This is a genomic window from Deinococcus indicus (genome assembly GCF_002198095.1).
Lineage (GTDB): Bacteria > Deinococcota > Deinococci > Deinococcales > Deinococcaceae > Deinococcus > Deinococcus caeni.
Genome location: NZ_NHMK01000003.1, coordinates 1 through 24994, shown reverse-complemented (window position 1 = coordinate 24994; position 24994 = coordinate 1). Strand labels below are relative to the sequence as shown.

Below are 24994 nucleotides of genomic sequence, written 5' to 3'. Positions count from 1 at the left end.
ATCGGAAGATGATGGCGCACCAGCGGGCCGCTGCGGACAAACTCCAGGGCCTGCGGGTCGGGGCGCTGTTCCAGGATCCCGGCACCGGGAAGACCCGCACGGCGATCGAGCTGGCCGCCCGGCGGCAGCACCGGGTGCGGCGCGTGGTCTGGCTGTGCCCGGTCGCAGCGAAAGAGACGATCCGGCAGGAGATCCTGAAGCACACGACGTTCGGGGCGGCGGACATTCACGTGTTCAGCGACCGGACCCGTCCGGGGCGGGTGCCGGAGGCGTACTGGTACGTGGTCGGCATGGAGAGCCTGAGCAGCAGCGACCGCGTGACCCTGGCCCTCTCGGGTCTGATCGACGACGCGACGCTGGTCGTGGCGGACGAGAGCGACATGCTCCGCACCCCGCACGCCCGGCGCACGCTGCGCGCCACGATGCTCGCCGCGCCCGCCTGGGGCCGCCTGATCCTGACCGGCACGCCCGTCCCGGAAGGGGTGCACAACCTGTTCGCGCAGATGCGCTTCCTCGACTCCCGCATCCTCGGGTACCGGAGCTGGACGGCGTTCAGCCTCGACCACGTGGACTGGAGCGAGAAGTTCAAGGGGCAGATCGAGCGGATCCGGGATCAGGACGTCCTGGCCAGCCGGATCGGGCCGTACACGTACCAGGTGACGCGGGAGGAGTGCCTGGACCTGCCGGCGCAACTGTGGGACCCGGTGTTCCTGGACCTCACGGGCGAGCAGGACGAGGCGTACGGGCAGGCCCGCTGGGACCTGCTGGACGGCGTGCCGGACGAGGAGCTGACCAGCGCGCACATCTACCGGCTGTTCACGGCGCTGCAGGAGATCGCGAGCGGGTTCTACAACCGCCGCGACTCGAAGACGGGCGCGGTGGAGCACCTGACGTTCCGGCACCGCCGCCTGGAGGCGCTGCGGTACGCGCTGGGCCGCGTGCCGGCCGGGGAGAAGGTGATCGTCTGGGTGAAGTTCCACCACAGCCTCCGCGAGGTGCAGGGACTCCTCGACGAACTGGGTGGCGCCGCGCTGCATCACGGGCAGATGACCGTCCGGGCGCGGGACGCGGCGCTGGCGGCGTGGCGGGATCCGGCGGGGCCGCGGTTCCTGCTGGGCACTCCTGGGACCGGTGGGCGGGCGTTGACGCTGAACGAGGCGCGGTACGCGGCGTTCTACCAGCGGGGGTTCTCGTACACCGAGAACTACCAGGCGGAGCTGCGCAACCACCGGATCGGGCAGCGGAGCGCCGTGACGTACCTGGACGTCCGGGCGGTCTGCGGCATCGAGGACCGCATCGCGGCGGCGTACGACCGCAAGAGCAGCGTGAGCGCGCAGTTCCGGCGGGAGGTGGGCCGCGTGAATGACCTGCAGGCCGTCCGGTCGCGCCTCGGGGATCTGTTCGTCCGGCGGGTCGCGTGAAGGCCGCGAAGAAGACGCCGCTGGGCCTGAGCGTGCTGGACGCGGCGCGGGCGCGGGTGCGGGGGCTGTTCGACGAGTTCGACCGGGTGTGCGTGAGTTTCAGCGGCGGGAAGGACAGCACGGTGCTGCTGGAACTCGCGCGCCTGGAAGCCGTGAGCCGGGGCCGGACCGTGGACGTGCTGTTCATCGACTGGGAGGCGCAGTACGCCGGGACCATCGCGCACGTGCAGGCCATGCTGGGCCGGCCGGGCGTGAACCCGATCTGGGTGGCGCTGCCCCTGACGACCGACAACGCGAGCAGTGTGTACGAGCCGCTGTGGACGGCGTGGGATCCGGCGCGGCGGGACGTGTGGGTGCGGGACCTGCCGACCGGGGCGGGGGTCGTGTCGGACCCGGCGCACTGGGACTGGTACCGGACCGACATGACGTTCGAGTCGTTCCTGCCGGCGTTCAGCCGCTGGTACGGCCTGGAGGTCGCAGGGGGCCGCGCGGCGTTCCTGGTGGGCCTGCGGGCCGCTGAGAGCCTGCACCGGTACGCCACGGTCCGGAAGAGCAGCCGGGACCGCGAAAGCTACGGCGGCCGCGCCTGGAGTACCCGCGTGGTCAAGCCCCTCAAGCGCGACCCGGCGCACGAGCTGTGGAACTTCTACCCCATCTACGACTGGGAGGTCGAGGACGTCTGGCGGTACCACCGGGACGCGGGCATTCCGGTGAACCGAGTGTACGAGATGATGCACCTCGCGGGCCTGAGTCTCGCGGAGATGCGGATCGACGAGCCGTTCGGGCCGGAAGCCAGGAAGAACCTGGCGCTGATCCGCCGGCTGGAGCCGCAGACGTGGGCGCGGCTGGTGGCGCGCGTGCAGGGCGCGAACTTCGGGGCGCGGCGTGGGGACAGCGAGCTGCTGGCCGCACGGGGGCAGTTCGTGCTGCCGCCGACGTACCCGACGTGGCGGGCGTACGCGCAGGCGATCCTGGCCAGCCTGCCGCCCGAGCTGCGCGCGCACTACGAGGGGAAGATCGGCGTGTTCCTGGACTGGTTCAAGGTCAACCGGGGCTGGGAGGACCTGAACGACGTGTCCGAGGAGCGGTACGAGCGGGCGGGCACGGCGGGCAGCTGGCGGAACGTGTGCATCACGCTCCTGAAGAACGACTACTGGTGCCAGAGACTGAGTTTCGGCGTCACGAAGAAAGACGCGGCCAGGACGGCCGCGCGAAAGGAAAAGTATGCCGATCTCTGACACCCTCGAAGTCCTGACGTTCCTGCCCGGGCACCGGCCCGCCGAGTTCTGGGAGTGGGCGGGGCCGGTCTTCGCGTCCCGCGCCGCGCAGCGGGAGCTGGGCGGGCCGTTCACGGACGATGACCGGACCAGCTGGGCGGTCGCGGTGGATGGCGGGCAGGTGCAGGGCGTCGCGAGCGTCCGGGTGGAGGGGAGTGTGGCACTGCTCGACCATGCGTTCGTGCTGCCGGCCTTCCGGGGGCAGGGCGTGCATGGGGCGCTGGTGGACGCGCGGCTGGGGTTGGCGGTGCTGGCGCAGGCGCGGCGGGTGCGGGTGATGGCGAACGCACACAGCTTCCCGCGCCTGGTGCGCCTGGGGTTCGTCGGGACGGGGCAACGGGGCGGGTACACGGTCATGGAGGCGGACGGCGTGGTGCTGGCCGGTCGGCTGGATCTGGACGACCTGCCGGAGCGCAGCGTGCATTGAAGGGTGGTGGTCCGGGCATGGGCGCGTGCCCGGACGGCATGAGATCGGCGCGGAATGCCATGGGAAGTGGCCCTCGGGGTATGGCGACGGGCGGATCTGGGCCTCTGGGGGCCGTACCAGATCTGGTAAAACGAAAATCCCGGCCTGCACGATCATTTCTCCACCAGGGCACGCTGCCCTGAGTGGAGGTTTCAATGGAAACAGCGGGTGTTCTGATGTTCGTGCTGGTCTTCTTCTGGTCGGGGCGCGGGTCGCCGGCGCAGGGGGACGCGGTCCTGGCTCTGGCGCAGGGGGCGCTGGGGTCGATGACGTTCCTGGCGCTGGTGGACCGGGTGCTGCCGTTCGTGCTGGAGGTCCTGCGGTTGAGTTCCTAGCGGATGGGATGGGTGGGGGCGGGCGACCCGTCCCCCGCTTGCTATTTAATTTTGTATGTAATTAAATGGAGGCATGCGAACCGAGACGCTCAGCCAGACCGACCCCGGCTTCTACCCCACCTTCGGGCCGTTCTTCGTGTCTGCCGAGGTCCGGCAGGCGACCGGCAGCGCCATGACCAGCGAGCCCACCTACCGCTGGACAGCCGTGCAGGACGCCGGGCAGACCGTCGCGTTCGCGGGCATCAAGCCCCAGAAGAACGGCGGGGCAGAGTTCGTCGCCGTGTACGCCCAGGGCGGCAACGTGGACGCCAAGCGCCTCGCCGTGCAGGCGGCGCTCGACGATGCCAAGGGCCAGCGCCTGAGCCGCGTGAAGATCCTGGCCAAGCTGGAGAACGCCGACTTCTACCGCGACCTGGGCTTCGAAAGCGGCGCCCTGCGCGGCGGGTTCATCGCCCTGGAGAAGGCCCTGTGACCGGGCCCGGCCGCCCCGTCGGACCGGAAGGGCGCACGCAGCGCGTCCAGGCCATGCTGACCGAGGATGTCATCACCATGATCGCCGGCAGCCCGCGCGGACTGCCCGCCATGATCCGGCACGCCCTGCGCATGCAGCACGCCCTCGACACCATCGGACCGCTTCCCCCCACCATGACCGAGGCGCGCGCCCTGGCCGACCTGCAGCTCGTGCGGGACCTGCACCGCCACTCCTGGCACGCCCTGACCCACGCGGCCCGGTTCAGCGTCTCCGTGACCGGCGACCGCCGCAGCGAACGCGGTCCCGTCTACGCCTGGCGCGGCGGGCACTTCACGCGCGCCGAAACGGACCCGGACCCGGAACCCACCCGGCTCTACCTGATCCACGACGCCCTGTACGCCCCCGACTACCAGTTCCAGGTCGCTCCCCTGCACGTCCGCGCCCTCGAACGCATCCACGCCGACCCGGAGGCCATGACGCCATGACCCAGCCCCGCCTGATCGACCCGGCCGCGCCCGACATCGCCGCCCTCGCCGCGCAGCTGGCCGAGGCCATCGCCGCGCTGCCCAGCACCGACGCCCAGGTGCAGGCCCTGAACACCGCCCGCCGCGCCCTGCACGCCGTCAGCCCCCTGCGCCACCATCCTGTGGACCTCGTGGAGTGGGTGCCGGCCACCGACGTGCAGGCGAACGCCTACAACCCCAACACCGTCGCGCCGCCCGAGATGCGCGCCCTGACCCGCAGCATCGAACGCAGCGGGTACACCATGCCGGTCGCCACCTGGCCGGGCGAGGAGGGGCAGCGCCGCGAGATCATCGACGGGTTCCACCGGACCCGCGTGGTCCTGGAACGCCCGAAGGTTCGCGCGAGCACGCACGGGTACCTGCCGGTCACGACGGCGCGCGGGGACCGGCAGGACGTGGCGAGCCGTATCGAGGCGACCGTGCTGCACAACGAGGCGCGCGGGTCGCACTCGGTGCAGGGCACGCAGGACCTCGTGGAGGCGCTGCTGGCCCAGGGCGTGGCGCTCGACGACGTGGGTCGGGCGCTGGGCATGGACTCGGACGAGCTGCTCCGCTACCGCCAGCGCGGCGGCCTGCTCGACGGCGTGGGCGAGACGTACAGCGAGGCGTGGGAGTGAAGCTCCCGACCTGCTGACGCAGATTCAATACGACGCATTGCGTGATCTCAGGCTGGGTTTTCTGCACTTCGTGAGAAGCGCTGGAAGTGCAGATTTCGGCCGAATTTGTCAACCAGAATGCAGGTCGGCAGAAATTTCGGCATCAAACGCAAGGTGCAGCGGCGGGCGATTCTGGCAAATGCCAGGGCTGCCCGCCGCTGCTGTCAGTCTGGAATTGGACGGAAGTGGCCGGTTCGATTCAGGGCGTGAGGATCCGCGCGAGGCTCAGCAGACCCCGCCAGCCTCTGGCTACAGCCGCCACGATCAGCATGAAGCCCAGGCCGGCGCTGGCCCAGGTGAACGTGACGGTGGAAAGCAGGTGATCGGCGACCACTCCCAGCACGCCCAGGATGCCCAGGCACAGCAGCGCAACGTGAATGCGGCCCGACCGCAACGCCCCGACGATCAGCATGACCGCCACGATCAGCGCCACCCCCATCAGCGTGACGAAGCCGGCGTCCATCAGCGACCGCGTAAACATTTCGATGACGGGCTGCAATGCTTCGGATGCTTGTTTCCGGCCTTCCAGGGCCGCGTCAGTGATGATGGTGCTGTAGTCGATGGTAGCCGGTGCGGGTCTTGTCATGTCATCACTATGCGGTTCATTCACGGAAAGTTCCAGACCAAATTTGCCTTCCAAAAAGCTGAACCGGCGCGTATCCTGATGGATTGCGCCGGTTGCTTGAAGTGAAAATTTCTGTGAGCCATTCAGAAATTTTGATTGTATTTACGGGTGCCCTCAAACCGTTGTTAGCGGTTTAGATTGCCTGTGGGGCGCTAGGCAGCATGATCTCCCTCGTCTGAATTCACGCGGATCAGGTAGTCGATGCCGGCCTCGTCGGCGGTGCAGAATCCAGCGTCCACCGCGTCGAGCATTCCGAAGTACTGGCGCTGGTGCTCCCGTTCGGCGCGGGTGTCCTGGCCGTCCGGGAGGCGCGTGAGGACCACGGTGCCGCGCAGGGGCTCGTATGCGAAGGGCAGGCCGATGATGTTGCCGGCGGCGCGGTTCACAGGCTGCCCAGCCCAGTCGTCGAGGTGCCACACCTCGTAGTGGTGCAGGGCGTGGAAGGCCTCGGGCAGGCGGATGACCATCCCGCCGCAGAAATGCCCGGCCGCGCCGCCCGCGGAGTCCATGTCCATGGCGAGCGTCTGCCCGTCCGGGCGGATGACGAGGATGCGGGTCATGCGGCCACGTCCGGGGCGGGGTTCAGGGTGCGGTGCGCCTGCGCCAGGGCGTCCGCCTCGGCGTCCTCACGGAACCAGGCGATGCCGATGCCGACCACGCGGCCCTGGTACGTGGCGTCCACCTCCCAGCGGCCGTCCTCGTCCCGGCTGGGCCACAGGTGGATCTGATCGCCCACGGGGGTGCTCACAGGCCCGCTCCGGCGTACGCGATGGCCGCCTGGGCGTAGGCGTGCTGCGCGGCGTTCAGGCGGTCGCGGGCTTCATCCAGGGCGCGCTGGGCGGCGCTGACGGCCGGGGCGGGCGGGGTGGGCTGTGGGCCGGCGTCCACGTCCACGTCCAGCAGGATGGTCAGGCTGACGGCGCCGATACCGTCGATCAGGCGGGTGCCCTTCGTGCCGCGCCCGGCGCGGTCGCTCTTGCGGACGGGCGTGCCGGTCTCGATGTACGCGGCGGCGTCCCGGAAGGCCTCCTCGAAGCTGTAGCTGCTGCGGCGGCACTTGGTGCTGTCGAAGTGGAAGGTCAGGTACGTGCTGGCCGGGGTGAAGATCAGGCTCACGGGGTCCCCGAGGCTCTCGCCGTTCATGCGGGCCAGGGCGTAGCCGAGGGCTCCGGCGGCGCGCAGGGCCTCTTCGTGCGTGAGGGGGCGGGCGATCAGCAGGCCGATGGTGTCGAAGTCGCTGTCGATCTCGGGGAGGCTGTGAGCGTAAATCTTCACTGCGTTTCCGTTCATGGCTAAATAATACACTAGAATGACTGTCAATGCTAGTCTGGCGTCTAGTATTGACGGAGGATGAACCCATGAACCAGACCGAACTTCACGACCACCTGCGCGCCGCCATCCGCGCCAAACGCGGCGCACAGGCCGAACTCGCCCGCCGCCTCGGCATCAGCACCGCCAGCGTCGCCGCCTTCATCGCCGGCGGCAACCGCATCCCACCCGAACACGTCGACACCATCCTCGACATCCTCGGCGCCGAAGTCACCCTGCAGGGCCTGACCCGCACCGGACCGCTCACCCCAGACAACCTGACCTTCACGGATCCGGCGCTCGCAGGCATGGTCGCCTCGGACGGCCAGGGCCGCCTCGGCCCCATGCGTCCTGCCGACCTCGCCGCGGCCGTCCTCGGACCCATTCCCGACCACTTCCCGGAAGACGTCCGCCACTACCTCGCCGAGGGCTGCGACTGCATCGCGTACGCGGGTTTCCGGTACTCCATGATGACCGTCGGCGCCTCCCGCCTGGCCCTGGCCGCCGAAGCCGCCGTACGCGCCTATGCCGCCCAGCACGGCGTCACCGCCGGCAAGGGACACCAGAGCATGGCCAAGCTCGTGGACGCCCTTCATGCTGCCGGGCACTTCACTGACCCGCAGCGCGATCTGTGGACCGCGTGGAAGGATATCCGCAACCTCCTACAGCACCCCAATCAAGAAAAGGCACTGAGCATGGGTAGCGTCCTGCCGCTGCTCAGGAACCTCCACGAGAGCTTCCTCCGGCTTTTCCCCACGCCGGACGCGCCCCCCGCCGCAGAGCCCAACGTGTCGCCGTAAACCCGGAATCGACGACACGTCCCCCGAATGCGTCGTGAATTGCGACATGTTCGGGGGACGCGATGAACGTGGCCTACTCTTCCCCAACTCGCCGGGCCACGCATGCCCGCAGGTCCGGGTCGTCGCGATACTCCTACATGATCGCCTCGAGTACTCGTTCCAGGAGTACGCGCCGGCCCAGCTGGACGCGCAGGTCCACGCTGGTCTGGTGGATCAGGGTTTGAAGGCTGGGGCGCATGCGGCTGCCGAGGGGTGCGTGCGCCTGCCGCACTGACGTCAGTCCGGCAGGTTCATAGCCTTCCGGACGCTGTCGGGCATGCGGTTCAGCCAGGCCTGCAGCTCCTTCTGCGCCTTGTTGTCGAGCGTGCCGAGCCACTTCACGCTGCTGATGCGCTTACCGACTTCCGTCACGCGTGCCGGGTCCACTTTCAGCGGGGTTGCGCGGGCCTCCAGGGCGGCGCGGCGGGCCTTGACTTCCCGGTACCCGGCGCCACCCTGCGCCATGGCCAGCAGCTCCGCCTGATGGATGTCGGGGGCGGCGGCGATGACGGCGGCAATGCTGTAGTGCAGTCCGCCCTGCATGGCCGTGACGATGGCGTCCGGGTACCTGAGGATGCGGAGCTTGTTCGTCGTGAACGACTGCCAGCTGCCGAGACTCGCGGCGGCGAACAGGTCCTCGAGTACTTCGCGGTCCTCGGTGTTCGTGCCGCGCGCCGCGGCGTACATCCGGGCGCGCGCGACGTCCTCGTCCACGCCGAGGGTCAGGGCGACGAGGCGCAGGGTGGCGGCCGCTTCCTCGTACTGGTTGAGGTCCTCGCGGTGCAGGTTCTCCAGCAGGGCCGCGCGGACGGCCTGTTCGTCCGTGAGGTCGCGGATGTGAACGGGCACCTCGGTCAGGCCGGCCTGCTGCGCGGCGCGCCAGCGGCGTTCCCCAGCGACAATCTCGTACCCGTTGTCTGACGGGCGTGCCAGGAGTGGTTGCAGGACGCCGTTCTTGCGGATGGAGTCGGTCAGTTCGGTCAGGCTGGTCTCGTCAAAGTGCCGCCGGGGTTGGAAGGCTGAGGGTCGCAGGTCCGTGACAGGCAGGGTGGCGCTGGGCGCTTCCGCCAGTGCCGAGGCTCCGTTCAGCAGGCCTTCGATGCCCGTGCGGGGCGCGGGGCGCTTGCGGGTCATGCCGTTACCGCCACGTTCAGGTTCAGGGCGCGTGCCACGTCCGCCGTGAGGCGCAGCACGTCCTGATGCACCGGGCTGCCGGGCGCGTAGACGCCCACGGGGCTGCCATCCGTCGTGGAATCCAGCCACACGGCCGCACGCTCCGGTACCGGCTCCCCGAGGGGCGTGAGGCCGTCGCGGAGCATGGCCAGCACCTCGCGGTCGTGACTGCGCCGGTCGTTGTACATGGTCGGCACGTACAGCGCCACCCGCAGTTCCGGCTGGAGTCGCCGGTAGAGCTTCGTGGCCTTCTGGAGGCCTGGCAGGGCGTCCAGGCCTTTCTGCCGGGTGGGGATGGGCACGATCAGCCGGTCGGCGGCCGCGGCGCCCAGGATGGCCAGTTGCCCGACGCTGGGTGGGCTGTCGATCAGGACCACGTCGTACTGCTCGCGCACGTGCTCCAGCGCCTGCCGGAGGAACAGCTGCGAGCCGGGCGCGCCCAGCATGCCCGTCTCGGCGAGCGCCAGGTCCACCTGACTGGGAATCAGGTGCATGCCGTGCACCTTGATCGGCTCGGGGAGCCCTTCGCCCTCGGTGGCCACCTCGTACACCGTGGCGGACAGGGTGACGCCACGGACGCCCAGCCAGGACGTCAGGTTCGCCTGCGGGTCGAGGTCGATCAGGAGGACGCGCAGGCCCGCGCGGGACAGCTCGTACCCGACGTCCCGGGTGATGCTGGTCTTGCCTGCGCCGCCGGCATGGTTGAACACCGTTGCTGTGATCACGAGGGGGAGCATACCCCGATCGACCTCTCTCTTGTCTGCGGGGCGCAAGGCTTAATTCGAGCGTGCTGTCGCAAATTAAAATATATGCTAATTTCTGTATTGTAATACGCGCATGGCATAAATTCGAGTACTTGGGCAGCTGTTTTTCGGTTAGATGGGTTTTGATTGTGTAGTAAGCCAGGGGGTAAGGCGTGGATAACAGTAAATTTAATATTTCAATAGGACACGGCATAGGCAGCGGCGGCAATCTGGCAATACATAGCGAATTAAGACTTATTAAGATCGGCTTACTTTACGGAGATACCATAAGCCTTCATAGTCCAAAATCAGAAATGCTTTTGATTGCAGTGGAAGCATTGGTCAACCAACCCACTAAACACAATATTCAAAGGTTGGCTGGAATTGTTGGACAGGAGCAAAGAGCGGAATTCTACCAAGTAGCCGATATGATAGAGCAGCTGGACGATGCTATCACGAGTCTTAGAGGTCTCCCAAGAAGCCAGAGAAGAGTTCAAGAAAAGAAATTTTTGGCTCTAAGAGAGCAGGCATTTGCCTCGATGAGAGTGGGAATGAATGGCATATTTGGCCCACTAGGTATCCTTGACATCGATAAGCTGGTTAGGCGAGGATTGCTCAATCTTGAGAAATATGAGCACGAAATGGCCTCTGGCAGTTTTGCTGAGAAGTTCACTGAAGGGGTCTTCAAGACTATTGCTAGTCAAAATAGCTTTCCGCTTTTAGATAGGGAAATGTCCAATCTAATAGACTTATACATTAAAGAGAAGCGTCCGGAATTGTCAAACATGAGGAAGGAGAGAGCGGCTCAGACTGGCCTTTCAGCTCATTTTATTCAAAGACTTCCCCATTTTGAGCAGGCTGGCGTTGACGAGATATTGGATATACGTAAGCTGCTCGTACGACCGCTGTCAAAATTTCGGGCAGCAATGGTTGAATACTCCAAAACTATCCAAAGCGCAACTTGGGAAAGGGATTTCGCGATAGAGGCTGACGAGCTGTATAATCTAAAAATAGCACCGGCCGTTATGGAAATCGAAGAGGCTGTCAGTATAAATAGAGTTGTGCAAAACATCTATCAAAAATCGGTAATTAATACGGCTACTGCCGGTACACTCACTCTGGCGGTGTCTAATCTTTTGATGCCTAGCGAAATAGATAAAAATATCTCAAATATTGTTGGGGGCATTTTAGGATTAGGCACTGTGGCTGCCGGTGAGTACTTTCAAGAGCGCACCAAGGCAGAGCAAAATCAAATGTATTTCCTTTATAAGGCCAATCAGCTTTTGCGGTAGAATTCCAGTAGTTGAGTCATATTTTCAGAGTCGGCGCGGCCCATAATTGTGGCGGGAGGCCCACCTCCAGTTCCGGCAGGGGAGGGGAGACTGCTTCCGGATCGCGGAAGGCCTGCAGGGCTGCGCGGAGGCGCTCGGCGAACGTGGGGTGCTTCATGATGGTCGGTCCTCCAGGTAGTGCGGGTTGCGGATGGCCTTCGCAGCGCAGCTGAGCAGGGCGTGCAGGCGCAGCTGGTGGTCGTCCATGTCGGGATGGTCGGGCGCAGTAGCGTCTTTGGAGTGGAAGTTCGGGGTGTAGATGGTCGCGCGGGCCGATGCGAACCGCGCGTGCGGCCGGAAGTCCTGGCTCAGGACCCACCCGCGCGCCTGGATCTCCTCCTCGACGCTGGCGCGGACGTGCAGCAGGCCGAATCGCCCGAGGGGTTCGTGGCTGATCGTGCACACCCGGTGGGCGCGGCCGTCGTAGATACATTCCAGCGTTTCGGTCTGCCCGGCGCCAGGGACCGCCTGACGCAGCAGCCGGAGCCGTCCGCCGGGCAGCAGGACCGCCAGTTCCCGCAGGGCCGTCAGCAGGGCAGGCGGCGTCACCTGGGCGCCCCGCTGGGGTTGCGCAGCCGGTACGCACCGGAGGGTGACTGGATCACGCGGCGGGACAGCAGCAGGTGCGTCAGGGCCTGCTGGAACGTCGGGCGTGGCGTCTCCGGCAGCAGGAACTCCGCGAGCTTCTCGGGTCTGGCGTACCCGCGACAGTCCGGGCCGGCCAGGAACTCCTCGATGCGCCGCGCGATCCGCCGGACGTGGAACCCGTGCGACAGGTACCGGTACGTGACGGCTGAGCGGGGGGCGAGGCGCGGGAGGGGCCGGTGGTCGGCGGGCGCGGCGGCGATGATGTCCTGCCGGATGACCCGCTCGATGCCGGGCAGCGTGGCGCGCAGGGCGGCCAGTTCCTTCTCGGCGGTGTCGGCGCGGCGCCGCAGGGTGGCGTTGTCGTCAGCGGCGCGCTTCAGGAGGTCGTTGATCTGCCGGTTCTCCAGGCGGGCCTGCGCGGCCGCCTCGGCATGCTGGCGGGACTGCTCGCCGTTCCGGATCCGGGCCTCACGGCGGGCCGCCTGGGCACCCACGGCCGCGCCCCGCAGGGCGGACTCGTGCGCGTGAACTTCGACGAGTGTTTTCAGCAGCGCCTGCTGATCGGCGCTGAGGGTTCGGGACAGCGCCTGGAAGGCCAGTACCCGCCGCGCCTTCCAGGCCGCGCTGGCCTGACTGTAGGCCTCCCCCGACGCAGGCGCGTCACCTGTCACAAGGTCGTGCAGGGTCGGCAGGGCCGCAACCTCGCGGTCTTCCGGAAGCGAGGTCACGGCTGGTCCGCCTGCCACGTGAATTCGGTGTCCACGCGGCGGATCAGCTGCCTGTATTCCGGAACGGTGCAGGCGAGGATCTCACGCGCCCGGCTTTCCGTGACGCCGCGCCAGGCGTCCGGCTCGCTGGCCAGCACGGCCAGCAGCTCCAGATCCTGGCGCAGGCCTGGGCTGAGGGCGGCGATCTCCTGACGACGCTGCTCCTGCTGAGCGGCGTATTCCTCCGTGAGGGTACTCACTCCACATCCTCCTTCAGGTAGCTGCCCCGGTACCCGTGCCCGGGCAGGTGCCCCAGGTGGGTCATGTAGGCCGTGTTCAGCAGGTCCGTCATCTGCGCCTCGCTCAGCCGCGCCCCGTCGGCGTAGTAGTAGTGATCGGCGATCGTGCGCTCCACTGACGCCTCGATGAGTGCTGCCTCGGGGGAGCTGCCCTGCCCTTCGAAGGCGCAGTGGTCGTACATGAAGCTCGCCGTCCACTCGCCGTCCCGGTCAGGTGCGGTCAGCTTGAAGTCGCGGCAGTTGGGCAGCGTGTCGAGGATGCGTTCCAGCAGGGTCTCCGGCTCCTCACCTGCGGTGGGGGCCGCGGCGGGCGCCTCCGGTTCTGGCAATGCCTGCGGGGCCTGCCCGAGCAGGGCGTTCAGGGCGCGGTGGATCAGCAGCCATTCGCGCACCGAGACGGACATCAGGGCTTCCAGTTCGGGGAGCAGGCGGCCCCTGCCGGGAGCTGGGTCCACCATCTTGGCGATGCTCAGGGTGTCAGCCAGTGCCCGGCCACTCGTGATGGTGAGCTGCCCGTCGTTCTCCGGACCGAGTGCCCAGGCGAGAAGGCGCAGGTCCTCCAGTTCGGCGGCTGTCCATGGCGCAGCCTGGGCGCGCAGCTGTTCCAGGGCCTCCGCCACCTGCCGGTGCGTGAGCGCCTCGATCTGCGCGGTCACGCGGGCGAGGTTGTCGGTGATCATCCCGTGGTCCGCCTCCAGGTGCCCGCCGGTCAGCCACTCCCGGTAGCGTGCCCGGGTGGACAGGAGCTCCAGGATCTCCAGCGCGGTCGGCGGGCGGGTCACGACTGGCCTCCGGCGTCACGCTGGACGAGCGCGGCGCGTAGACCGTCCACCAGCGCGAGAACCGTGTCCGGCACGCCCGCATCCTGGGTGTACGGCCCCCACAGTCCCTCATTCCACCCGGCGAGCAGGCCCTCAACGGTCTCGCGCGGCACGGCCACACTGACCTTCTCGATCTCCGACTGGCGGATCAGCCTGAACCGCAGGACCTCGTTCGTCCCCTGCGCCATCTCGCGGTCCTTGACCGTGTGCCACGCCAGCCAGATCAACCCCTCGGAAACTACGGGATCGCCCAGGGCGTCCGCGCGCGCCAGCAGCTCCCCGAACCGGCGGTGAACCTCGTACTTCCGGATGGCGCCCGTGCCCTTCCGGCCGTTCACGTGGTCGCGGTACTGCTGGTACAGCACGTCCTGGTGGATGTCGTACTCGGAAGGGTTGAACGAGTACTCCAGATCCCAGTTCCCGGCCTCGGCCTGGGCGCGCATGGCCTCGCGGACCTCGCGTTCCAGCGCCTCGATGTGCGCCACCTCCTCCAGCATGGCCGTCTTGACGCTGGGGATCTTCTGGACGCTGGCCTGGGCGTGCTTGGTGCTGGCGTAGCAGGTGAGCGCGGTCGCCACGTCGCGCAGGAGATCAGCAGTGGAGCGGGTCACGACTGGACCCCCATCGCCTCACACGCGATCCTGTAGATGGCGTCCATGTGAGCGTTGCCGTTGCCCTGCTGCCGGGCAATTTCGACACCTGCGCCGATCGTCCCCAGAGCCTCCCGCAGCGCATCCCGCTCAGCCTCAGCGGAGGCCAGGGCAGCGGCCGTCTCGGCGAGGAGAGCGCGGAGCGGGTGAGGTTCGCCCTCCAGCTCGTACTGGGAATCCGAGCGGCGCACGCTGTAGCCCTGCGTACCTAGCGCCTCTTGTACGTCTGGGTGGTCCGACCAGCGGCGGTAGGACACGCGCCCGCTCGGGTTCACGATGTCAACGTACACAGGCGGGCAGGCCTTCACGGCCAGCGCGGCCTGCACCCGCTCAGGCAGGGGCGCGGGTTGGGGCTGGGGGGCGAGCGGGGTCGGTTCAGTCATGGAGTTCCGCCTTCAGGTGCGTGAGGTCGGGAATGCGGGTGATGCGTTCGTGCTGGGCGGCCTGGTTGTGCGGCTGGTCGATCAGGTGGACGCGCAGGCCGTTGCGGGCGGCGCTGAGGGCCTCGCGGCCGCTGTCCTCGACGAGGGTGATGCTGCTGAGGTGATTCGGTCCGCCATCCCTGTGGCCCCAGCTGACGGCGAGGCCCACCGCCTGGACGCTCTTGCAGGCGTGCTCGTCCGGCATGTGCCGCAGCAGGTAATTGGCGACCGGGAAGCCATGCGCGGACAGCCAGGTGTACGTGACGTCCCACATATGCAGCGGGCGCCGCGTGACGTACCCCAGGAGTCGCCCGGCCTGCGCCACGCGGGTCACGGCGTCCAATGCGCCGGGCAGGGGCTGCGCCTGACTGGCCACCTGCTCCCATTCCCGCTGCGCCATGCCGCTCAGGGCGATGTCGGTGCGGCCGCAGCCGGTCGTGAAGCCGAACTGCTCGTACGGTCCGCCATCCCGGATGGCGTCCACGGGCAGGCCCAGGCGGGCGGCCAGGGCCACGCGCAGGGCCGGCAGGGCGCAGGCGAGGGTCCCGTCGATGTCGAACGCCACCCACAGGGGCCGGGGCACGCCGGTCACGCGCCCTCCAGGGCGGTGAAGGTTTCGTGCGCTGCCTGGAGGGTGCTGAGGTCCACACGGTACGAGTGCTGCCCGTCGTACGCCTCGTCGAGCACGCTCCCCAGTGCCCCCAGCAGCGCGTCCCGCTCCGCCCGGGCCGCCGCGAGATCTGCGCGCAGCTGATCGGCCTCGCTGTGACCCTCCTTGTACGTCAGTTCCTCGAAGGTCAGGTCGGGCACAAGGTCAAGCAGCTCAGACAGGTGTTGGATGTACCTGCGGCGCCGCTCCAGGGCCTGGAACACCAGTTCGAAGTGGTTCTCGTGGCGGCGCAGGTCCATCAGTTTCCACTCGTTGTAGTTCAGGGCGTCGATCAGCTCCTGGATGTGGTGCACGACCTTCTTGCGCAGTGGCTTGTGGTTGTCACTGAGCGTCTGCCCGTACTTCAGGAACCCTTCCAGAACGCGGTGGTCGGCGACCTGCACGAGCAGGGGCGGCAGCAGGGGCTTGATGGCTTCGGTCAGGGCGCAGACGGGTTTCACGGGCTGGGTCATGGGGTGTCCTTGTCAATTGCTCAGGGCGACGGCGTCGATGAACGCTTTGGCGTCGGGGTAGGCGTACGTGAGGAGTTCGCGTTCCCAGTTGCAGGCGCCGCTCATCTCTTCGGGGGCAGGGTTAGGGAAGACGATGAAACCCGTGAGCGTGACCGGGTCGGCCGCCAGGACCTGCACGTAGTACCCCCGCTCAGCCCACAGCCAGATCTGCTCGTACTCGGGCGGGTGCTGCGGCGCCGGCGCGAACGGGTAGTCGTACCCCAGGGCGTGCAGGTCCTCCCGGAGAACGACGGCATGCAGTAGCCAGGCCTGCGCGGCGGGACTGCCCGGCAAGGCGTCGGCCAGGCGGGTCGCTTCGTCCATCGCGTTCTTGAGTGCCCAGCCCCACCACGTGCGGTGGTCCGGAGCGTGATCGCCCCAGGTCGCCTGCGACTCGGCAGGACCGCCGCCCGCGTAGCTGTGCCCGTGCACGCCTTCGAACGTCACGCACTGGCACTCGCGCTGCGGCTTCCAGCACTGATCACATAGGCGCGCGAGGTTCGCTTCCTGTCGGGGGGTGAGGGCGGTCATGGCTGCGCCTCGACGTGACGTTCCAGGCCTGCGAGTCCCTGCCGGGCGAGGAGGAACTCCCGCAGGGCCTGCACGTCCTCCTCTCCGATTGCCATGAAGGCCATGACGGGCTGCCCGGAGATGCCTTCCAGGATCCCGGCGGCAACTTTCGGCAGTTCGATCAGGGCTTCGGCGGCGGTGAGGGGGTCGCTGCTGCGGACGCCGGTGTCGGCCAGGACCATGAGGCGGCGCCGGTTGGCCACGCTCGCGCCGGGGTGCGGGCCGGTCACTGGTTGCTCCGGGCGCGGCCGAGGCCGATGGCGGCGCGGAGCATGAGACCGGTGGTGCTGGGGCCGTTCCCGAAGGTACTGCGGTGGTCGGTGACGCCGTCCCGCTGGGCCTGCTCGGTGAGGTTGTCCCAGATGGCATGCAACTCCGCCCAGACGTGGTGTCCGGGGCGTTCGGCGAGGGCGCGGACGGCGTCGCGGGCCTGCGGGACGGCGCGGATGAGGCGCAGGCAGCGGCCCAGGTCCCCGGTGTCGTGCGGGTAGTTGTGGGCGCTGCCCGGGTCCGGTCGGCCGGCCAGGATGCGGGCAATGCAGAGGCTGCTGGCGCCGGTGTCGTCGCTGAGTGCCCAGTCGGCAAGGGAGCACAGACTGGCGGTGGTGGCGATGGGGTTGCCGTTCACGTCGCGGGGGCTGGTCAGCATCGGCGACCGCCATGGCGTTTGCCCCGTGCGCTGTTCGCGTCGAGGATTCCGGAGATCAGGTCGGTGGGCGTCGTGCCGCGCGGCTGCTCGCACAGCAACACGAAGTTCGCGGCGCAGATCAGGCGGCTCAGATCGACGACCACCTGGCCGGGCATCTGGTCCGCCGGCGCCTTCCGGAACGTTTCCAGTGCGGCGCTGGTCCGGGCGTGCAGGCTCGACTCGTACACGCTGCGATGCCGGCGGGTTGCCCAACGCATGAGCAGGCCCGGTCGGTGGTGCTCGAGTGTCGTCAGGCGGCTCCCGATCAGGCCGGGGCGAATCAATTCGCACAGGTCAAGGGCACGGACGATCACGTCGCCCAGTTCGCGGGCACGCTTGGCTCGGTCGCGTTCGTGGTGCGCCTCGGTGATCTCGCTGTGGATCAGCGCGAGGAACTGCGGGATCTGCGCGGGCGTGAAGTCGGTGCCCCAGTCGTTGCTGGCGTTGATCTGGCGGGTGCGGGTGGCGAGTTGGTGGACGGTGGGGACGTGGTTCATGCGACCTTCTTCTGGCGTGCGGGGGCGGGGGTGGGGGCGTGGCGGAACAGGACGGACGCGCCGACGGGCCGCAGGGCCAGCAGGCCGTGCGCTTCCAGGAGGGACAGGGCCTTCTCGATGCGTGGCCAGGGCCAGCGGGTCTGTTCCATCAGTGCCTGCCGGGAGAGGCTGGCGTCGCGGTCCGTGGCGGCGCGCAGCAGACCCTGGACGGCCTCCGCGTCGGGCGTGAGGGGCCGCACAGCCACGCGGGGCAGGCCGCTGCGGACCGCCTCGTACGTGGTGGCGCGGGCGCGGCGGGTGGTGCCCGTGATCATCAGGGCGTCCTGCGTCTCGTGCACGAGGTACGTCAGCGTCTCGCGGGCCGTGGTGACGCTCAGGTGCGACACGGCGGCCAGGAGGTCCTGTTCCGGAACGGGGCCGGGCGCGGCGCGCAGGACGGTCAGGATCTGCGCGGCGGCGGCCGTGATGGCGGCGCGGCGGCGGGTGACGGTCTGCTGGTACCGGGCGGTGCGGGCGGCCTCGCTGGCGTCCGTGCCGGCTTCGAGTTCGGTCGTGGCGCGCAGGGCCGGGGTCTGCGGCCACGCGCGGAACCGGTACTCGAAGCGGGGGCGGTCGGGGCGGTGGTCGGCGGCGTGCTGGCGGTCGAGACGGCCGGTGCGGTGCAGGTACGCGGCCCGTTTGGCGTAGTGCCTGGTTTCTTCCATGCCGAGCAGGTCGCGCAGTTGCGTGACGGTGATCCACCGGCCGGCGTTGGCGTGCGCGACCCGCAGGAGCATGGGGCCGCGCCCTTCCGTTTCCGGCGCGGCGGGCTTGAGCGGGGTGGTCACAGCGTCACGCCCTGCGCGGCCAGCTGGCGGCGCACCCGTTCCTGCACGGTGTCGTCCGGGCAGAAGAAGCCCAGGGCGCCCCGGCAGCGGATGGGGTCGGTCAGGCGAATGGGGTCGGCGAGGTGCAGGTGCACGGCGTCACAGGCTGCCCAGCGGCTGGTGGGCCTGCCGTCAACCGTGACGGCCTTCAGGGTGACGACACCCAGGACCGCGCCGAGGGTGCAGTCCGTCTTCAGGACGCGCTGCCCGGTCAGCGTGCGGATAAACGGGACGCCGCTGTCGTCGAAGGTCTTCCCGGCGTGCAGCATCAGTCGCCGGCCGACGAGGCGGCGGGCCTGGGCGAGCAGGCCGGGGCTGCGGTGCCAGTCGCGGTTCTCGACGTCCTTGCCGAGATCCAGGATGGCGGTACTCCAGGGTTCCTGAACGCTCAGCGCCAGGAGGACGGGCGGGGTGGTCACGCGGCGTCCTGGGCGAGGAGTGGGCGGATACTGGCGCGCAGGTGGGCGCGGCGGGCTTCGTCGGTCGGGTACTCGGTGGACCACGCGACGATCAGTTCGCTGCGCTGGACGGTCTGCTCGCCGGTGAGGTGGTCGCCGTCGGCGCGGGTGGGGATGCCGTGCGCGGTGAGGTACACGGCGCAGCTCATGGCGGCCAGTCGGGGGTTCAGGGTGGGGGTGGGCATGGCGGTGACCTCCAGGGCAGCCGGGACGGGAACGGGGGCGGGTTCGGGGGCGGCGGTCCGGGCGGTCGCGAGTTCCGCCTCGAGGCGTTCGCACTCCTGGTTGAGGTGCCCGACCGTGGACGACAGGGTTCGCTTGTCCTGTTCGAGCTGGTGGATCTGGTTGCGGGTGTCCCGGTCGCGGTTGATGGTGGCGGTCCGCTCGGCGGCCAGGGTGCGCTTCAATTCCGCGAGGGCCTGTTCGTGCGCGGCGCGTTCGCGGGTGATCTGGGCGCTCGCGGCGTCCAGCTGCCGGCGGGCCTCACTGGCGTCCGCCTGGGCCTGATCGGCGGCACGCAGGGCCATCTGCAGGTCCGCCTCCACCTGCTCGCGCAGCGTGGCCTCACGGGCGTCCAGTTCCGCCTTGCGGGTTTCGAGGTCCGCCACGCAGCGGGCGTAGTCGGCTTTCATCTCCTGATCCGCCTGCGCGATCAGGCGCTGGATGTCCGCGTCCTTCTGTTCGACGCGGAGACGGGCAGTCTCGCGGACGTACTCCAGCTCGCTGTTCAGGGTGGTGAACAACTGCTCGTCGAACTGCGTGATCTGCGCGTTGATGTCGCTCACGGCGACCTTTGAGCCGCCGCGCATGAGGCCCGCCACGCCCGACTGCACGCAGCTGAGCGCGAGGCGGATCAGGGGCGCGGAGGCCGTCCCGGTCTGCTGGGCCAGGAGGCGGTTCAGGAGGTGTTCCGCGTCGCGCACGTACCGGCCGAGCTGCGCGTCGGGCATGGTGCGGATGACGTTCTCGATGCGCCGCGCGGCGTGCTCACTCCTGGCGGTGAGTTCCACCCGGTCGAGGTGCAGCGTGAGGTCGTGCTCGCCGACGGTGTACGACTTGAGGCGCTGGTCCTTGCCGCGCAGGGAGGCCTGCACGGCCTGGGCGATCAGGTAGCGGCTGCCGAGGGCGTTCACGCGGCCACCTCGCCGGCGGTCGTGAGGGAGTAGTGGACGAGCATCCCGGTGCGGCTCCAGCGGAGGCGGCCCTGGGCGTGCAGGACCGCGAGGGCCTCCTCGACCTGCTCGCGGGGCAGGCCGAGTTTCAGGGCCATGTTCGACGCGGTGTCCCGTTCGCTGCGGTCCGTGACCTGCGCGAGGTGCACCTCGACCATGCGGCCCTCGGCGGTCAGGTGGTCCAGGGTCGGGGCGGGCAGGTCCAGTTCGTCCAGGGCGTACGCGGCGCGGCTGGCGGGCGTGGGGCCGGGCACGCGGCGCACGGTGCCGCCTTCTTCGAGGTACCCGAGTGCGGCGCGCAGGTGGCTGAGGTTCATGTCGGGGAGCTTGGCTCGGAGGTCCAGTTCCGTCATGGGTTTCTTGCCGAGGACCGCGCGGACCGCTTCGGCGTTCTCGCGGAGGCGGGCCTTGAGTTCCTCCTGGCTGGGCGAGCCAGCGTCAGCGGGCGCGGTCAGCGTGACCGACGGCCCGGCCGCCGCCTGCTGCGCGGGTTTCGCGGGGAGGCGGGTGTCGCCGGGAATCAGGATGAGCCTGGGGTCGGTGTCCGTCTGGGTGGCGTACCCGTGCTTCACGAGCTGGGAGATCACGGCGCCGGTGGGCAGGCGGGGCATGCCGAGGTGCGCGGCGAGTCCCTGCGGGGTGGCGGGGCCGTGTTCGCGCAGGAAGTCCAGCGCGCGGGCCTGGGCGCTGCCAGCCGTCGGTTCAGTCGGCTGGGCGGGTGCCGGTTTGGCCCGCTTGGTTGGCGCCCCTTTGACCGCCTTGATCGACTCCTTCTCGCGGACCGGATCCGGGGCGGGGGCAGGGTTCTCCTCGACCGGCGTTTCCACGGCAGGTTCTTGCGTGGCGGCGACTTCCTCGGCAGGGACTTCCGGTGACTCGAGTGCTTCGACAGTGGGTTCCGGGTCAACCTCTTCCGGCTCTTCGGGACTGTCTTCCTCCGCCTGGGTCGTCTGGCTCACGGCGTAGGCGTGCAGCTGGCGCAGGTAACTGACGCCACTGTCCGTGAGGGTGTACTGGCTGGGCGCGCCGACGCGGGAGAAGTCCAGGCAGGCCGTCCCACGGCTGAGCACGCCATTGACGGTCTTGCTCAGCAGGGCCGTGCGGTCTGTGATCTCGGGGAGGGTCGCGCCGGGGTGAGCGAGAACGTCGAGGTACACCACGGCCCGCGCGGTGAGTTCGAACCCGGCGGGGAACACCAGGTCCAGGGTGTTCGTGACGGCCACGGGTTCAGGGCTGGGCTGGACGTCCGGTTCGGACAACTCGGTCACCTGGGCGGGTGCGGGCTCCAGTTCCGGCGTGATGGTGACGGGTTCGAGCGTGTCGATCAGGCTGGCCAGGCCGTCCGGGGCAGGGCTGGCGGCCGTGGTGCCGCTCGGGAGGTGGGTGCGGCGGGCCGTGCCGAGCAGCGGCGCGATGGAGTGCTCGATGTCGCGCAGCAGGTCGGCGGCGTGCAGGGCGACGCTCAGGCGGCTGGCGGCGACGTCGCGGCGGACCTTCGCGTCGCGGATGGTGGCTTCGTGCTCGTCGATCTCGACGCGCAGGCCTTCGATCAGGTCGGCGCGGCTTTCCAGAACGGCCATGCGGTCGCTGAGGCTGCCGCCAGCGGGCAGGTCGGTGTCGAGGATGGCGTAGGTGGGGGCGGGATCGGTCATGCGGGGCTCCAGTCGCCGAACAGCGTCGGCATGCACGTGGGGGCGGAGAGGACGGGCGCGGCGGGCATGGGCGGGTCGATGGGTGGTTCGGGCAGCTGGATGGGTGGTTCGGGTGGCGGCATGGGTGATTCAGGTGGTGGGGCGTCCTGCGTGGCCTGAGTAGGTGCATCCAGGGGCGTCCACTGGCCCGGCCGGGCGAGGCTCTCGCCATCGCGGGCGCGGACCAGTGCGGCCTGCGTGCCGTCCGGCCAGGTCAGGACGGTGATCACGACGCCGGCGCCCAGGTGCGGGACCGTGAGAGTGCTTCCGACTTCCGGAAGGGCGGGCGCGGCCACCTGCGCGGGCGAGTCCGCGCGGACGTGACCCGCCCGGCCGGCGGCGATCTGGGCGAGGTGGTCGGCCATGCTGCGGCGCGTGACGGTGCAGCCCTGAGCGCGCATGGTGCGGGCGAACAGTTCCCCAAACCCGGCGGGGCTGTCGCAGGTGACGGCGTGCAGGTACCCGCGTGCGTTGTGGGCGGTGAGGACGTCCATCACGCCACCTGCCGGGCGCGGCTGCGCTGCTTGACCCAGGCCTGCGCGCGGTCCCAGCCGCGGTACCAGTGCGTCCGCTCGCGGGCGTTCCCACCGTGAGCGCGGGGCCGTCCGCGCATGTAGGCGTGCCAGCCCGCTTCGAGCGTCAGGGCGTCCGCGAGGGTGCGGGCGTGCGCGACGACCTCCCCGCCCACCACGGCGACGGCCACGCGGGCGGTCTGGTTGCCCTGGGGGGCGGCCATGAACTGAAGGCGGTTCAGGTCACGCATGACTGACCTCCCCGTTCAGGTCGGTGATCACGTGCGTCTGCAGGACGAAGGTGGTGGCCACGATGGCGCCCGCCGCGTTCAGCGCCGCGCCGACCTCCGCCGGAGAGGCCTCGTGAGCCACGGGGCCGTTGACGGCGATCAGCTGGTTGCGGTCCGTGAAGCGGATGCTCAGGCGGACGGGCGTGTTGAGGGGCAGCCCGAACACGGCCAGCAGGGCGCTGGCGTACATGACCTGCGCCGGGTGGCCAGGGTGACCCAGCAGCTGGCGGTAGTCGGACTTGAACTCCAGTTCGAAGTGCACGGCCGGGGTGAAGGCGGGTTCAGTCATCGGCGGCCTCGGGGCGCAGGGGCCGGGGCAGGAAGCCACGCGCGGCCAGGGTGGGGGCCTCTTCGAGCAGCATCGACCGCAGGTACTCGTCCGTGGTGTTCGCCCGGTCGCCCAGGCCCGCGTCGTCCCAGATCTCCTGAAGGGCGAGCGTGTCGCAGCCTCCCATGAACCCTTCCGTCAGCGTGAACGGGTCCAGGTTGCCCAGCGCGGTCGGGGCGGCCGTGTTCGAGAAGCTCAACTCGCGGTGGAAGTACCCGTAGAACAGCGTGTCGAGGTCCGCGCTGGTCAGGGTGAGCAGCAGGCGCAGGATCTCGGTGGCGACCGCGAGTTCCGCCGTCTCATCCTTGGGCTCGGCGCTCAGGGTCCAGCCGTCCCCGTTGCGCTTCAGGTGCGTGCTGAACAGCAGCTCCAGGCGATCGGCCGCGCTGGTGAGTTCGGGCGTGATGTGCGGGACTTCGCGGTCCAGCATGCTGTCGAGGATGTACGCGGCCTGCAGGCGGCGGCGACGGTCAGGGCCGGTCAGGGCCGCATCGATGCGGATGTCCTCCAGGGACCACGGGGCCGGGTATCTGGGCACGGCGGGCCGGTCTGCCTGAACGGCACTGGTCTGGGCCGCACCGGGCTGGGTAGCCGCGCCCTGGGTGCCGCTGCTGGACGGGACGCTGCTGTCCGGGGTGGGGTTCTTGACGCTGTACCCGCCGTCGGGCAGGGGAGACCAGCTGCGGCGGGCGCCGATGTTCTCCCAGCGTTCCATCTCGCCGCCGTTCTTGACGCTGTACACAACGCCGTTGCCGTTCTCGCCGTAGTGGTGGCGCATGGCGTTCAGCACGACTTCCGCGAACGCCGCGCCGCCCGCCACGTCCTGATCCGCCAGGACCCGTGCGTGCCGCAGCTGGCATTCCATGGCCTGCGCCGGGTCCTGGAAGTACGGTTCCACGTCGTCGAACAGGTCCGCCTCGACGACCCCGCCGGTGTACCAGGCGGGCGGGAACTGCCGGTGCCGGACGAGGAACAGGTTGTTCGGTAGGTGCTTGCGGATGTGCTCCGGGGGGTACAGGCGCGGGTTGCTGCGCAGGTACCCGTTCCAGACGGCCTCCTGCACTTCCGGCGCGACCGTGACGAGGACTTCGACCTGCGCGAGCGTCAGGTTGCCGGTGTTGAACTCGTCACGCAGCAGCGGGGACAGGGCGCGGCTGATCTGGATGCGGCGGATGACGGTCCGGCGGGTGTACCCGAACTTCGCGGCGATGTCCTCGACCGGGCTGCCGTGATCCGCGAGGGCGGCGAAGGCGTCGGCCTCCTCGATGGGGGTCATGCGGCGCCGCTGGACGTTCTCGGCCGTGGCGACCTCCAGCAGTTCCAGGTCCGTGAGGTCCTGCACCAGGACGTTCACGGGGGTGCTGGCCGGCCATTCCAGCCACTCGTGCCCGTCCACCTCGAAGCCCTGGGTGAGCAGGCCGATGGCGCGCCAGCGGCGCTCCCCGGCGGCGATCTCGAAGTGGCCGGGGCGGTCGGGGTGGGGGCGGGCGACGAGGTTCTGCTGGAGGCCCTTGCGGTAGATGCTGACCGCGAGTTCCCGCAGGCTGTCCGCGTCGAAGTGCTTGCGGGGGTTGAGGCTGCTGTTCAGGATCCGGTTCCAGGGCACGGCCTGCAGGCCCAGCGTGGGCGCTTCGAACTGCGGCACTTCGAACTGCGCGGCGGTGGCCGGCGCCGTGGGCTGGGGTTCCTTGACGGGTTCCGCAGGGGCCGGGGCGCTCTCCTGAACTTCGATGAGGGTGAGGTCGTCGAAGTTGCGGTAGTAGAAGGCGTTGCCGTATTTGACCTGGCAGTCCTTGTCGTACCGGCGATTACCGTCGTCGAAGATCTTCGTGATGATGCCCTGGGCGCGGGAGTCAGGGTTGGGATGGGGATACGTGAATTCCACGGTCATCCCGACCGCCCAGCTGGCCTCCGGGGCGGTCGCGGTAGCGGGCTGGATCTGCTCGGGCTGTTCGGCGGTGTGGGCCTTCTCCAGGGCGCTGGCGGGCACCCACGGGCGGGTGCCGTCGGCGTAGAGCACCTGGACCTCGTCGCCGCGCACGTTGACGATCACGGCGACGTCGTGGCGGCCCGTGCGGACGCGAACGTCATCCCCGACCTGGGG

36 protein-coding genes are annotated in these 24994 nt (G+C 68.9%); 9 read left to right on the top strand and 27 right to left on the bottom strand.

The genetic code is table 11. The features are described from left to right. Window positions 1-8 precede the first annotated feature (8 nt). The 7 genes from CBQ26_RS00405 to CBQ26_RS00380 all read left to right on the top strand — a co-directional run bounded on the left by CBQ26_RS00405 (window position 9) and on the right by CBQ26_RS00380 (window position 5112). Window positions 9-1421: an SNF2-related protein gene (locus tag CBQ26_RS00405; protein ID WP_088246646.1), complete on the top strand. Its 1413-nt coding sequence runs from the start codon at window positions 9-11 to the stop codon at window positions 1419-1421. Beyond that, complete coding sequence (locus CBQ26_RS00400; RefSeq protein WP_088246645.1) at window positions 1418-2659, top strand: DUF3440 domain-containing protein; 1242 nt, start codon at window positions 1418-1420, stop codon at window positions 2657-2659. Before CBQ26_RS00405 ends, CBQ26_RS00400 begins: the two co-directional genes overlap by 4 nt. Then, window positions 2646-3125 (top strand): GNAT family N-acetyltransferase, encoded by a 480-nt coding sequence (locus CBQ26_RS00395; protein WP_088246644.1) that lies wholly within the window; start codon window positions 2646-2648, stop codon window positions 3123-3125. Before CBQ26_RS00400 ends, CBQ26_RS00395 begins: the two co-directional genes overlap by 14 nt. Window positions 3126-3319: 194 nt before the next feature. Continuing rightward, window positions 3320-3499: a hypothetical protein gene (locus tag CBQ26_RS21130; RefSeq protein ID WP_143341878.1), complete on the top strand. Its 180-nt coding sequence runs from the start codon at window positions 3320-3322 to the stop codon at window positions 3497-3499. A gap of 73 nt (window positions 3500-3572) precedes the next feature. Continuing rightward, window positions 3573-3971, top strand: a complete 399-nt coding sequence (locus CBQ26_RS00390; RefSeq protein WP_088246643.1) for a GNAT family N-acetyltransferase — start codon at window positions 3573-3575, stop codon at window positions 3969-3971. Further along, window positions 3968-4456, top strand: a complete 489-nt coding sequence (locus tag CBQ26_RS00385) for a hypothetical protein (protein WP_088246642.1) — start codon at window positions 3968-3970, stop codon at window positions 4454-4456. The genes CBQ26_RS00390 and CBQ26_RS00385 overlap by 4 nt, the downstream gene beginning before the upstream one ends. Further along, window positions 4453-5112 carry a ParB N-terminal domain-containing protein gene (locus CBQ26_RS00380; protein WP_088246641.1) on the top strand — a complete coding sequence of 220 codons (660 nt, stop codon included), beginning with the start codon at window positions 4453-4455 and terminating at the stop codon, window positions 5110-5112. Before CBQ26_RS00385 ends, CBQ26_RS00380 begins: the two co-directional genes overlap by 4 nt. Before the next feature lie 238 nt (window positions 5113-5350). On the opposite strand, the gene CBQ26_RS00375 is transcribed toward CBQ26_RS00380, so the two are convergent. The 4 genes from CBQ26_RS00375 to CBQ26_RS00360 all read right to left on the bottom strand — a co-directional run bounded on the left by CBQ26_RS00375 (window position 5351) and on the right by CBQ26_RS00360 (window position 7066). Beyond that, entirely contained in the window at window positions 5351-5737 is a 387-nt protein-coding gene (locus CBQ26_RS00375) for a hypothetical protein (protein WP_088246640.1), read from the bottom strand. A gap of 191 nt (window positions 5738-5928) precedes the next feature. Next, the gene (locus CBQ26_RS00370) at window positions 5929-6336 is read right to left on the bottom strand and encodes a hypothetical protein (RefSeq protein WP_088246639.1); all 408 of its coding nucleotides are present in this window, start codon (window positions 6334-6336) and stop codon (window positions 5929-5931) included. Continuing rightward, window positions 6333-6524 (bottom strand): hypothetical protein, encoded by a 192-nt coding sequence (locus CBQ26_RS00365; protein ID WP_088246638.1) that lies wholly within the window; start codon window positions 6522-6524, stop codon window positions 6333-6335. Before CBQ26_RS00365 ends, CBQ26_RS00370 begins: the two co-directional genes overlap by 4 nt. Then, window positions 6521-7066 (bottom strand): hypothetical protein, encoded by a 546-nt coding sequence (locus tag CBQ26_RS00360; protein ID WP_088246637.1) that lies wholly within the window; start codon window positions 7064-7066, stop codon window positions 6521-6523. The genes CBQ26_RS00365 and CBQ26_RS00360 overlap by 4 nt, the downstream gene beginning before the upstream one ends. Window positions 7067-7134: 68 nt before the next feature. On the opposite strand from CBQ26_RS00360, the gene CBQ26_RS00355 reads away from it, so the two are divergent. Further along, on the top strand, window positions 7135-7884 hold the full coding sequence (locus CBQ26_RS00355) for a helix-turn-helix domain-containing protein (RefSeq protein WP_143341877.1): 750 nt from the start codon (window positions 7135-7137) through the stop codon (window positions 7882-7884). A 133-nt stretch (window positions 7885-8017) separates the two neighbouring features. On the opposite strand, the gene CBQ26_RS21645 is transcribed toward CBQ26_RS00355, so the two are convergent. From CBQ26_RS21645 to CBQ26_RS00340, 3 genes are read right to left on the bottom strand one after another with little or no spacing between them, the layout of a single operon-like run. Continuing rightward, complete coding sequence (locus tag CBQ26_RS21645; protein WP_172417849.1) at window positions 8018-8155, bottom strand: hypothetical protein; 138 nt, start codon at window positions 8153-8155, stop codon at window positions 8018-8020. Window positions 8156-8160: 5 nt separating this feature from the next. Next, a complete protein-coding gene (locus CBQ26_RS00345) occupies window positions 8161-9057 on the bottom strand; it encodes a ParB/RepB/Spo0J family partition protein (protein WP_088246634.1) in 897 nt (298 codons plus the stop codon). Next, window positions 9054-9821 (bottom strand): ParA family protein, encoded by a 768-nt coding sequence (locus CBQ26_RS00340; RefSeq protein ID WP_244897966.1) that lies wholly within the window; start codon window positions 9819-9821, stop codon window positions 9054-9056. The genes CBQ26_RS00345 and CBQ26_RS00340 overlap by 4 nt, the downstream gene beginning before the upstream one ends. A gap of 191 nt (window positions 9822-10012) precedes the next feature. Between CBQ26_RS00340 and CBQ26_RS21125 the strand changes: the two genes are divergently transcribed. Beyond that, window positions 10013-11131, top strand: coding sequence for a hypothetical protein (locus tag CBQ26_RS21125; protein ID WP_143341876.1), 1119 nt, complete (start codon window positions 10013-10015; stop codon window positions 11129-11131). Between the two features lie 153 nt (window positions 11132-11284). Here CBQ26_RS21125 and CBQ26_RS00335 read toward each other — a convergent pair whose 3' ends face one another. From CBQ26_RS00335 to CBQ26_RS00240, 20 genes are all read right to left on the bottom strand, one after another. Continuing rightward, window positions 11285-11719: a hypothetical protein gene (locus CBQ26_RS00335; protein ID WP_088246632.1), complete on the bottom strand. Its 435-nt coding sequence runs from the start codon at window positions 11717-11719 to the stop codon at window positions 11285-11287. Next, window positions 11716-12486, bottom strand: a complete 771-nt coding sequence (locus CBQ26_RS00330) for a hypothetical protein (protein WP_088246631.1) — start codon at window positions 12484-12486, stop codon at window positions 11716-11718. The genes CBQ26_RS00335 and CBQ26_RS00330 overlap by 4 nt, the downstream gene beginning before the upstream one ends. After that, on the bottom strand, window positions 12483-12725 hold the full coding sequence (locus CBQ26_RS00325; protein ID WP_088246630.1) for a hypothetical protein: 243 nt from the start codon (window positions 12723-12725) through the stop codon (window positions 12483-12485). The genes CBQ26_RS00330 and CBQ26_RS00325 overlap by 4 nt, the downstream gene beginning before the upstream one ends. After that, window positions 12722-13546, bottom strand: a complete 825-nt coding sequence (locus tag CBQ26_RS00320; protein WP_088246629.1) for a hypothetical protein — start codon at window positions 13544-13546, stop codon at window positions 12722-12724. Before CBQ26_RS00320 ends, CBQ26_RS00325 begins: the two co-directional genes overlap by 4 nt. Further along, on the bottom strand, window positions 13543-14196 hold the full coding sequence (locus CBQ26_RS00315; protein WP_143341875.1) for a hypothetical protein: 654 nt from the start codon (window positions 14194-14196) through the stop codon (window positions 13543-13545). The genes CBQ26_RS00320 and CBQ26_RS00315 overlap by 4 nt, the downstream gene beginning before the upstream one ends. After that, complete coding sequence (locus CBQ26_RS00310; RefSeq protein WP_143341874.1) at window positions 14193-14618, bottom strand: hypothetical protein; 426 nt, start codon at window positions 14616-14618, stop codon at window positions 14193-14195. The genes CBQ26_RS00315 and CBQ26_RS00310 overlap by 4 nt, the downstream gene beginning before the upstream one ends. After that, window positions 14611-15249, bottom strand: coding sequence for an HAD family hydrolase (locus CBQ26_RS00305; protein WP_088246626.1), 639 nt, complete (start codon window positions 15247-15249; stop codon window positions 14611-14613). Before CBQ26_RS00305 ends, CBQ26_RS00310 begins: the two co-directional genes overlap by 8 nt. Then, window positions 15246-15779 (bottom strand): hypothetical protein, encoded by a 534-nt coding sequence (locus CBQ26_RS00300; protein WP_088246625.1) that lies wholly within the window; start codon window positions 15777-15779, stop codon window positions 15246-15248. The genes CBQ26_RS00305 and CBQ26_RS00300 overlap by 4 nt, the downstream gene beginning before the upstream one ends. Before the next feature lie 12 nt (window positions 15780-15791). Further along, window positions 15792-16349, bottom strand: a complete 558-nt coding sequence (locus CBQ26_RS00295) for a hypothetical protein (RefSeq protein ID WP_143341873.1) — start codon at window positions 16347-16349, stop codon at window positions 15792-15794. Then, complete coding sequence (locus CBQ26_RS00290) at window positions 16346-16618, bottom strand: hypothetical protein (protein WP_088246623.1); 273 nt, start codon at window positions 16616-16618, stop codon at window positions 16346-16348. The genes CBQ26_RS00295 and CBQ26_RS00290 overlap by 4 nt, the downstream gene beginning before the upstream one ends. Beyond that, a complete protein-coding gene (locus tag CBQ26_RS00285) occupies window positions 16615-17037 on the bottom strand; it encodes a hypothetical protein (protein WP_088246622.1) in 423 nt (140 codons plus the stop codon). The genes CBQ26_RS00290 and CBQ26_RS00285 overlap by 4 nt, the downstream gene beginning before the upstream one ends. Beyond that, window positions 17031-17573, bottom strand: a complete 543-nt coding sequence (locus CBQ26_RS00280; RefSeq protein ID WP_088246621.1) for a nucleoside triphosphate pyrophosphohydrolase family protein — start codon at window positions 17571-17573, stop codon at window positions 17031-17033. Before CBQ26_RS00280 ends, CBQ26_RS00285 begins: the two co-directional genes overlap by 7 nt. Continuing rightward, entirely contained in the window at window positions 17570-18400 is an 831-nt protein-coding gene (locus tag CBQ26_RS00275) for a hypothetical protein (RefSeq protein WP_088246620.1), read from the bottom strand. The genes CBQ26_RS00280 and CBQ26_RS00275 overlap by 4 nt, the downstream gene beginning before the upstream one ends. Then, on the bottom strand, window positions 18397-18858 hold the full coding sequence (locus CBQ26_RS00270) for an ASCH domain-containing protein (protein ID WP_088246619.1): 462 nt from the start codon (window positions 18856-18858) through the stop codon (window positions 18397-18399). Before CBQ26_RS00270 ends, CBQ26_RS00275 begins: the two co-directional genes overlap by 4 nt. Beyond that, window positions 18855-20030, bottom strand: coding sequence for a hypothetical protein (locus tag CBQ26_RS00265; protein ID WP_088246618.1), 1176 nt, complete (start codon window positions 20028-20030; stop codon window positions 18855-18857). The genes CBQ26_RS00270 and CBQ26_RS00265 overlap by 4 nt, the downstream gene beginning before the upstream one ends. Then, on the bottom strand, window positions 20027-21721 hold the full coding sequence (locus CBQ26_RS00260) for a helix-turn-helix domain-containing protein (protein ID WP_088246617.1): 1695 nt from the start codon (window positions 21719-21721) through the stop codon (window positions 20027-20029). Before CBQ26_RS00260 ends, CBQ26_RS00265 begins: the two co-directional genes overlap by 4 nt. After that, a complete protein-coding gene (locus CBQ26_RS00255) occupies window positions 21718-22254 on the bottom strand; it encodes a hypothetical protein (protein WP_088246616.1) in 537 nt (178 codons plus the stop codon). Before CBQ26_RS00255 ends, CBQ26_RS00260 begins: the two co-directional genes overlap by 4 nt. Continuing rightward, window positions 22254-22523: a hypothetical protein gene (locus CBQ26_RS00250; RefSeq protein ID WP_088246615.1), complete on the bottom strand. Its 270-nt coding sequence runs from the start codon at window positions 22521-22523 to the stop codon at window positions 22254-22256. The genes CBQ26_RS00255 and CBQ26_RS00250 overlap by 1 nt, the downstream gene beginning before the upstream one ends. Further along, a complete protein-coding gene (locus CBQ26_RS00245) occupies window positions 22516-22851 on the bottom strand; it encodes a hypothetical protein (RefSeq protein WP_088246614.1) in 336 nt (111 codons plus the stop codon). Before CBQ26_RS00245 ends, CBQ26_RS00250 begins: the two co-directional genes overlap by 8 nt. Then, the coding region (locus CBQ26_RS00240; RefSeq protein WP_143341872.1) for a ParB/RepB/Spo0J family partition protein at window positions 22844-24994 on the bottom strand (2151 nt) is incomplete at its 5' end. The genes CBQ26_RS00245 and CBQ26_RS00240, both read right to left, overlap by 8 nt.

Excerpts from the sequence above, each read along its gene's own strand:
- CBQ26_RS00405 (WP_088246646.1), top strand. The coding sequence starts at position 9 with ATGATGGCGCACCAGCGGGCCGCTGCGGACAAACTCCAGGGCCTGCGG.
- CBQ26_RS00395 (WP_088246644.1), top strand. The coding sequence starts at position 2,646 with ATGCCGATCTCTGACACCCTCGAAGTCCTGACGTTCCTGCCCGGGCAC.
- CBQ26_RS21130 (WP_143341878.1), top strand. The coding sequence starts at position 3,320 with ATGGAAACAGCGGGTGTTCTGATGTTCGTGCTGGTCTTCTTCTGGTCG.
- CBQ26_RS00390 (WP_088246643.1), top strand. The coding sequence starts at position 3,573 with ATGCGAACCGAGACGCTCAGCCAGACCGACCCCGGCTTCTACCCCACC.
- CBQ26_RS00380 (WP_088246641.1), top strand. The coding sequence starts at position 4,453 with ATGACCCAGCCCCGCCTGATCGACCCGGCCGCGCCCGACATCGCCGCC.
- CBQ26_RS00375 (WP_088246640.1), bottom strand. The coding sequence starts at position 5,737 with ATGACAAGACCCGCACCGGCTACCATCGACTACAGCACCATCATCACT.
- CBQ26_RS00370 (WP_088246639.1), bottom strand. The coding sequence starts at position 6,336 with ATGACCCGCATCCTCGTCATCCGCCCGGACGGGCAGACGCTCGCCATG.
- CBQ26_RS00360 (WP_088246637.1), bottom strand. The coding sequence starts at position 7,066 with ATGAACGGAAACGCAGTGAAGATTTACGCTCACAGCCTCCCCGAGATC.
- CBQ26_RS00355 (WP_143341877.1), top strand. The coding sequence starts at position 7,135 with ATGAACCAGACCGAACTTCACGACCACCTGCGCGCCGCCATCCGCGCC.
- CBQ26_RS00345 (WP_088246634.1), bottom strand. The coding sequence starts at position 9,057 with ATGACCCGCAAGCGCCCCGCGCCCCGCACGGGCATCGAAGGCCTGCTG.
- CBQ26_RS00310 (WP_143341874.1), bottom strand. The coding sequence starts at position 14,618 with ATGACTGAACCGACCCCGCTCGCCCCCCAGCCCCAACCCGCGCCCCTG.
- CBQ26_RS00300 (WP_088246625.1), bottom strand. The coding sequence starts at position 15,779 with ATGACCCAGCCCGTGAAACCCGTCTGCGCCCTGACCGAAGCCATCAAG.
- CBQ26_RS00295 (WP_143341873.1), bottom strand. The coding sequence starts at position 16,349 with ATGACCGCCCTCACCCCCCGACAGGAAGCGAACCTCGCGCGCCTATGT.
- CBQ26_RS00285 (WP_088246622.1), bottom strand. The coding sequence starts at position 17,037 with ATGCTGACCAGCCCCCGCGACGTGAACGGCAACCCCATCGCCACCACC.
- CBQ26_RS00280 (WP_088246621.1), bottom strand. The coding sequence starts at position 17,573 with ATGAACCACGTCCCCACCGTCCACCAACTCGCCACCCGCACCCGCCAG.
- CBQ26_RS00260 (WP_088246617.1), bottom strand. The coding sequence starts at position 21,721 with ATGACCGATCCCGCCCCCACCTACGCCATCCTCGACACCGACCTGCCC.
- CBQ26_RS00255 (WP_088246616.1), bottom strand. The coding sequence starts at position 22,254 with ATGGACGTCCTCACCGCCCACAACGCACGCGGGTACCTGCACGCCGTC.
- CBQ26_RS00250 (WP_088246615.1), bottom strand. The coding sequence starts at position 22,523 with ATGCGTGACCTGAACCGCCTTCAGTTCATGGCCGCCCCCCAGGGCAAC.
- CBQ26_RS00245 (WP_088246614.1), bottom strand. The coding sequence starts at position 22,851 with ATGACTGAACCCGCCTTCACCCCGGCCGTGCACTTCGAACTGGAGTTC.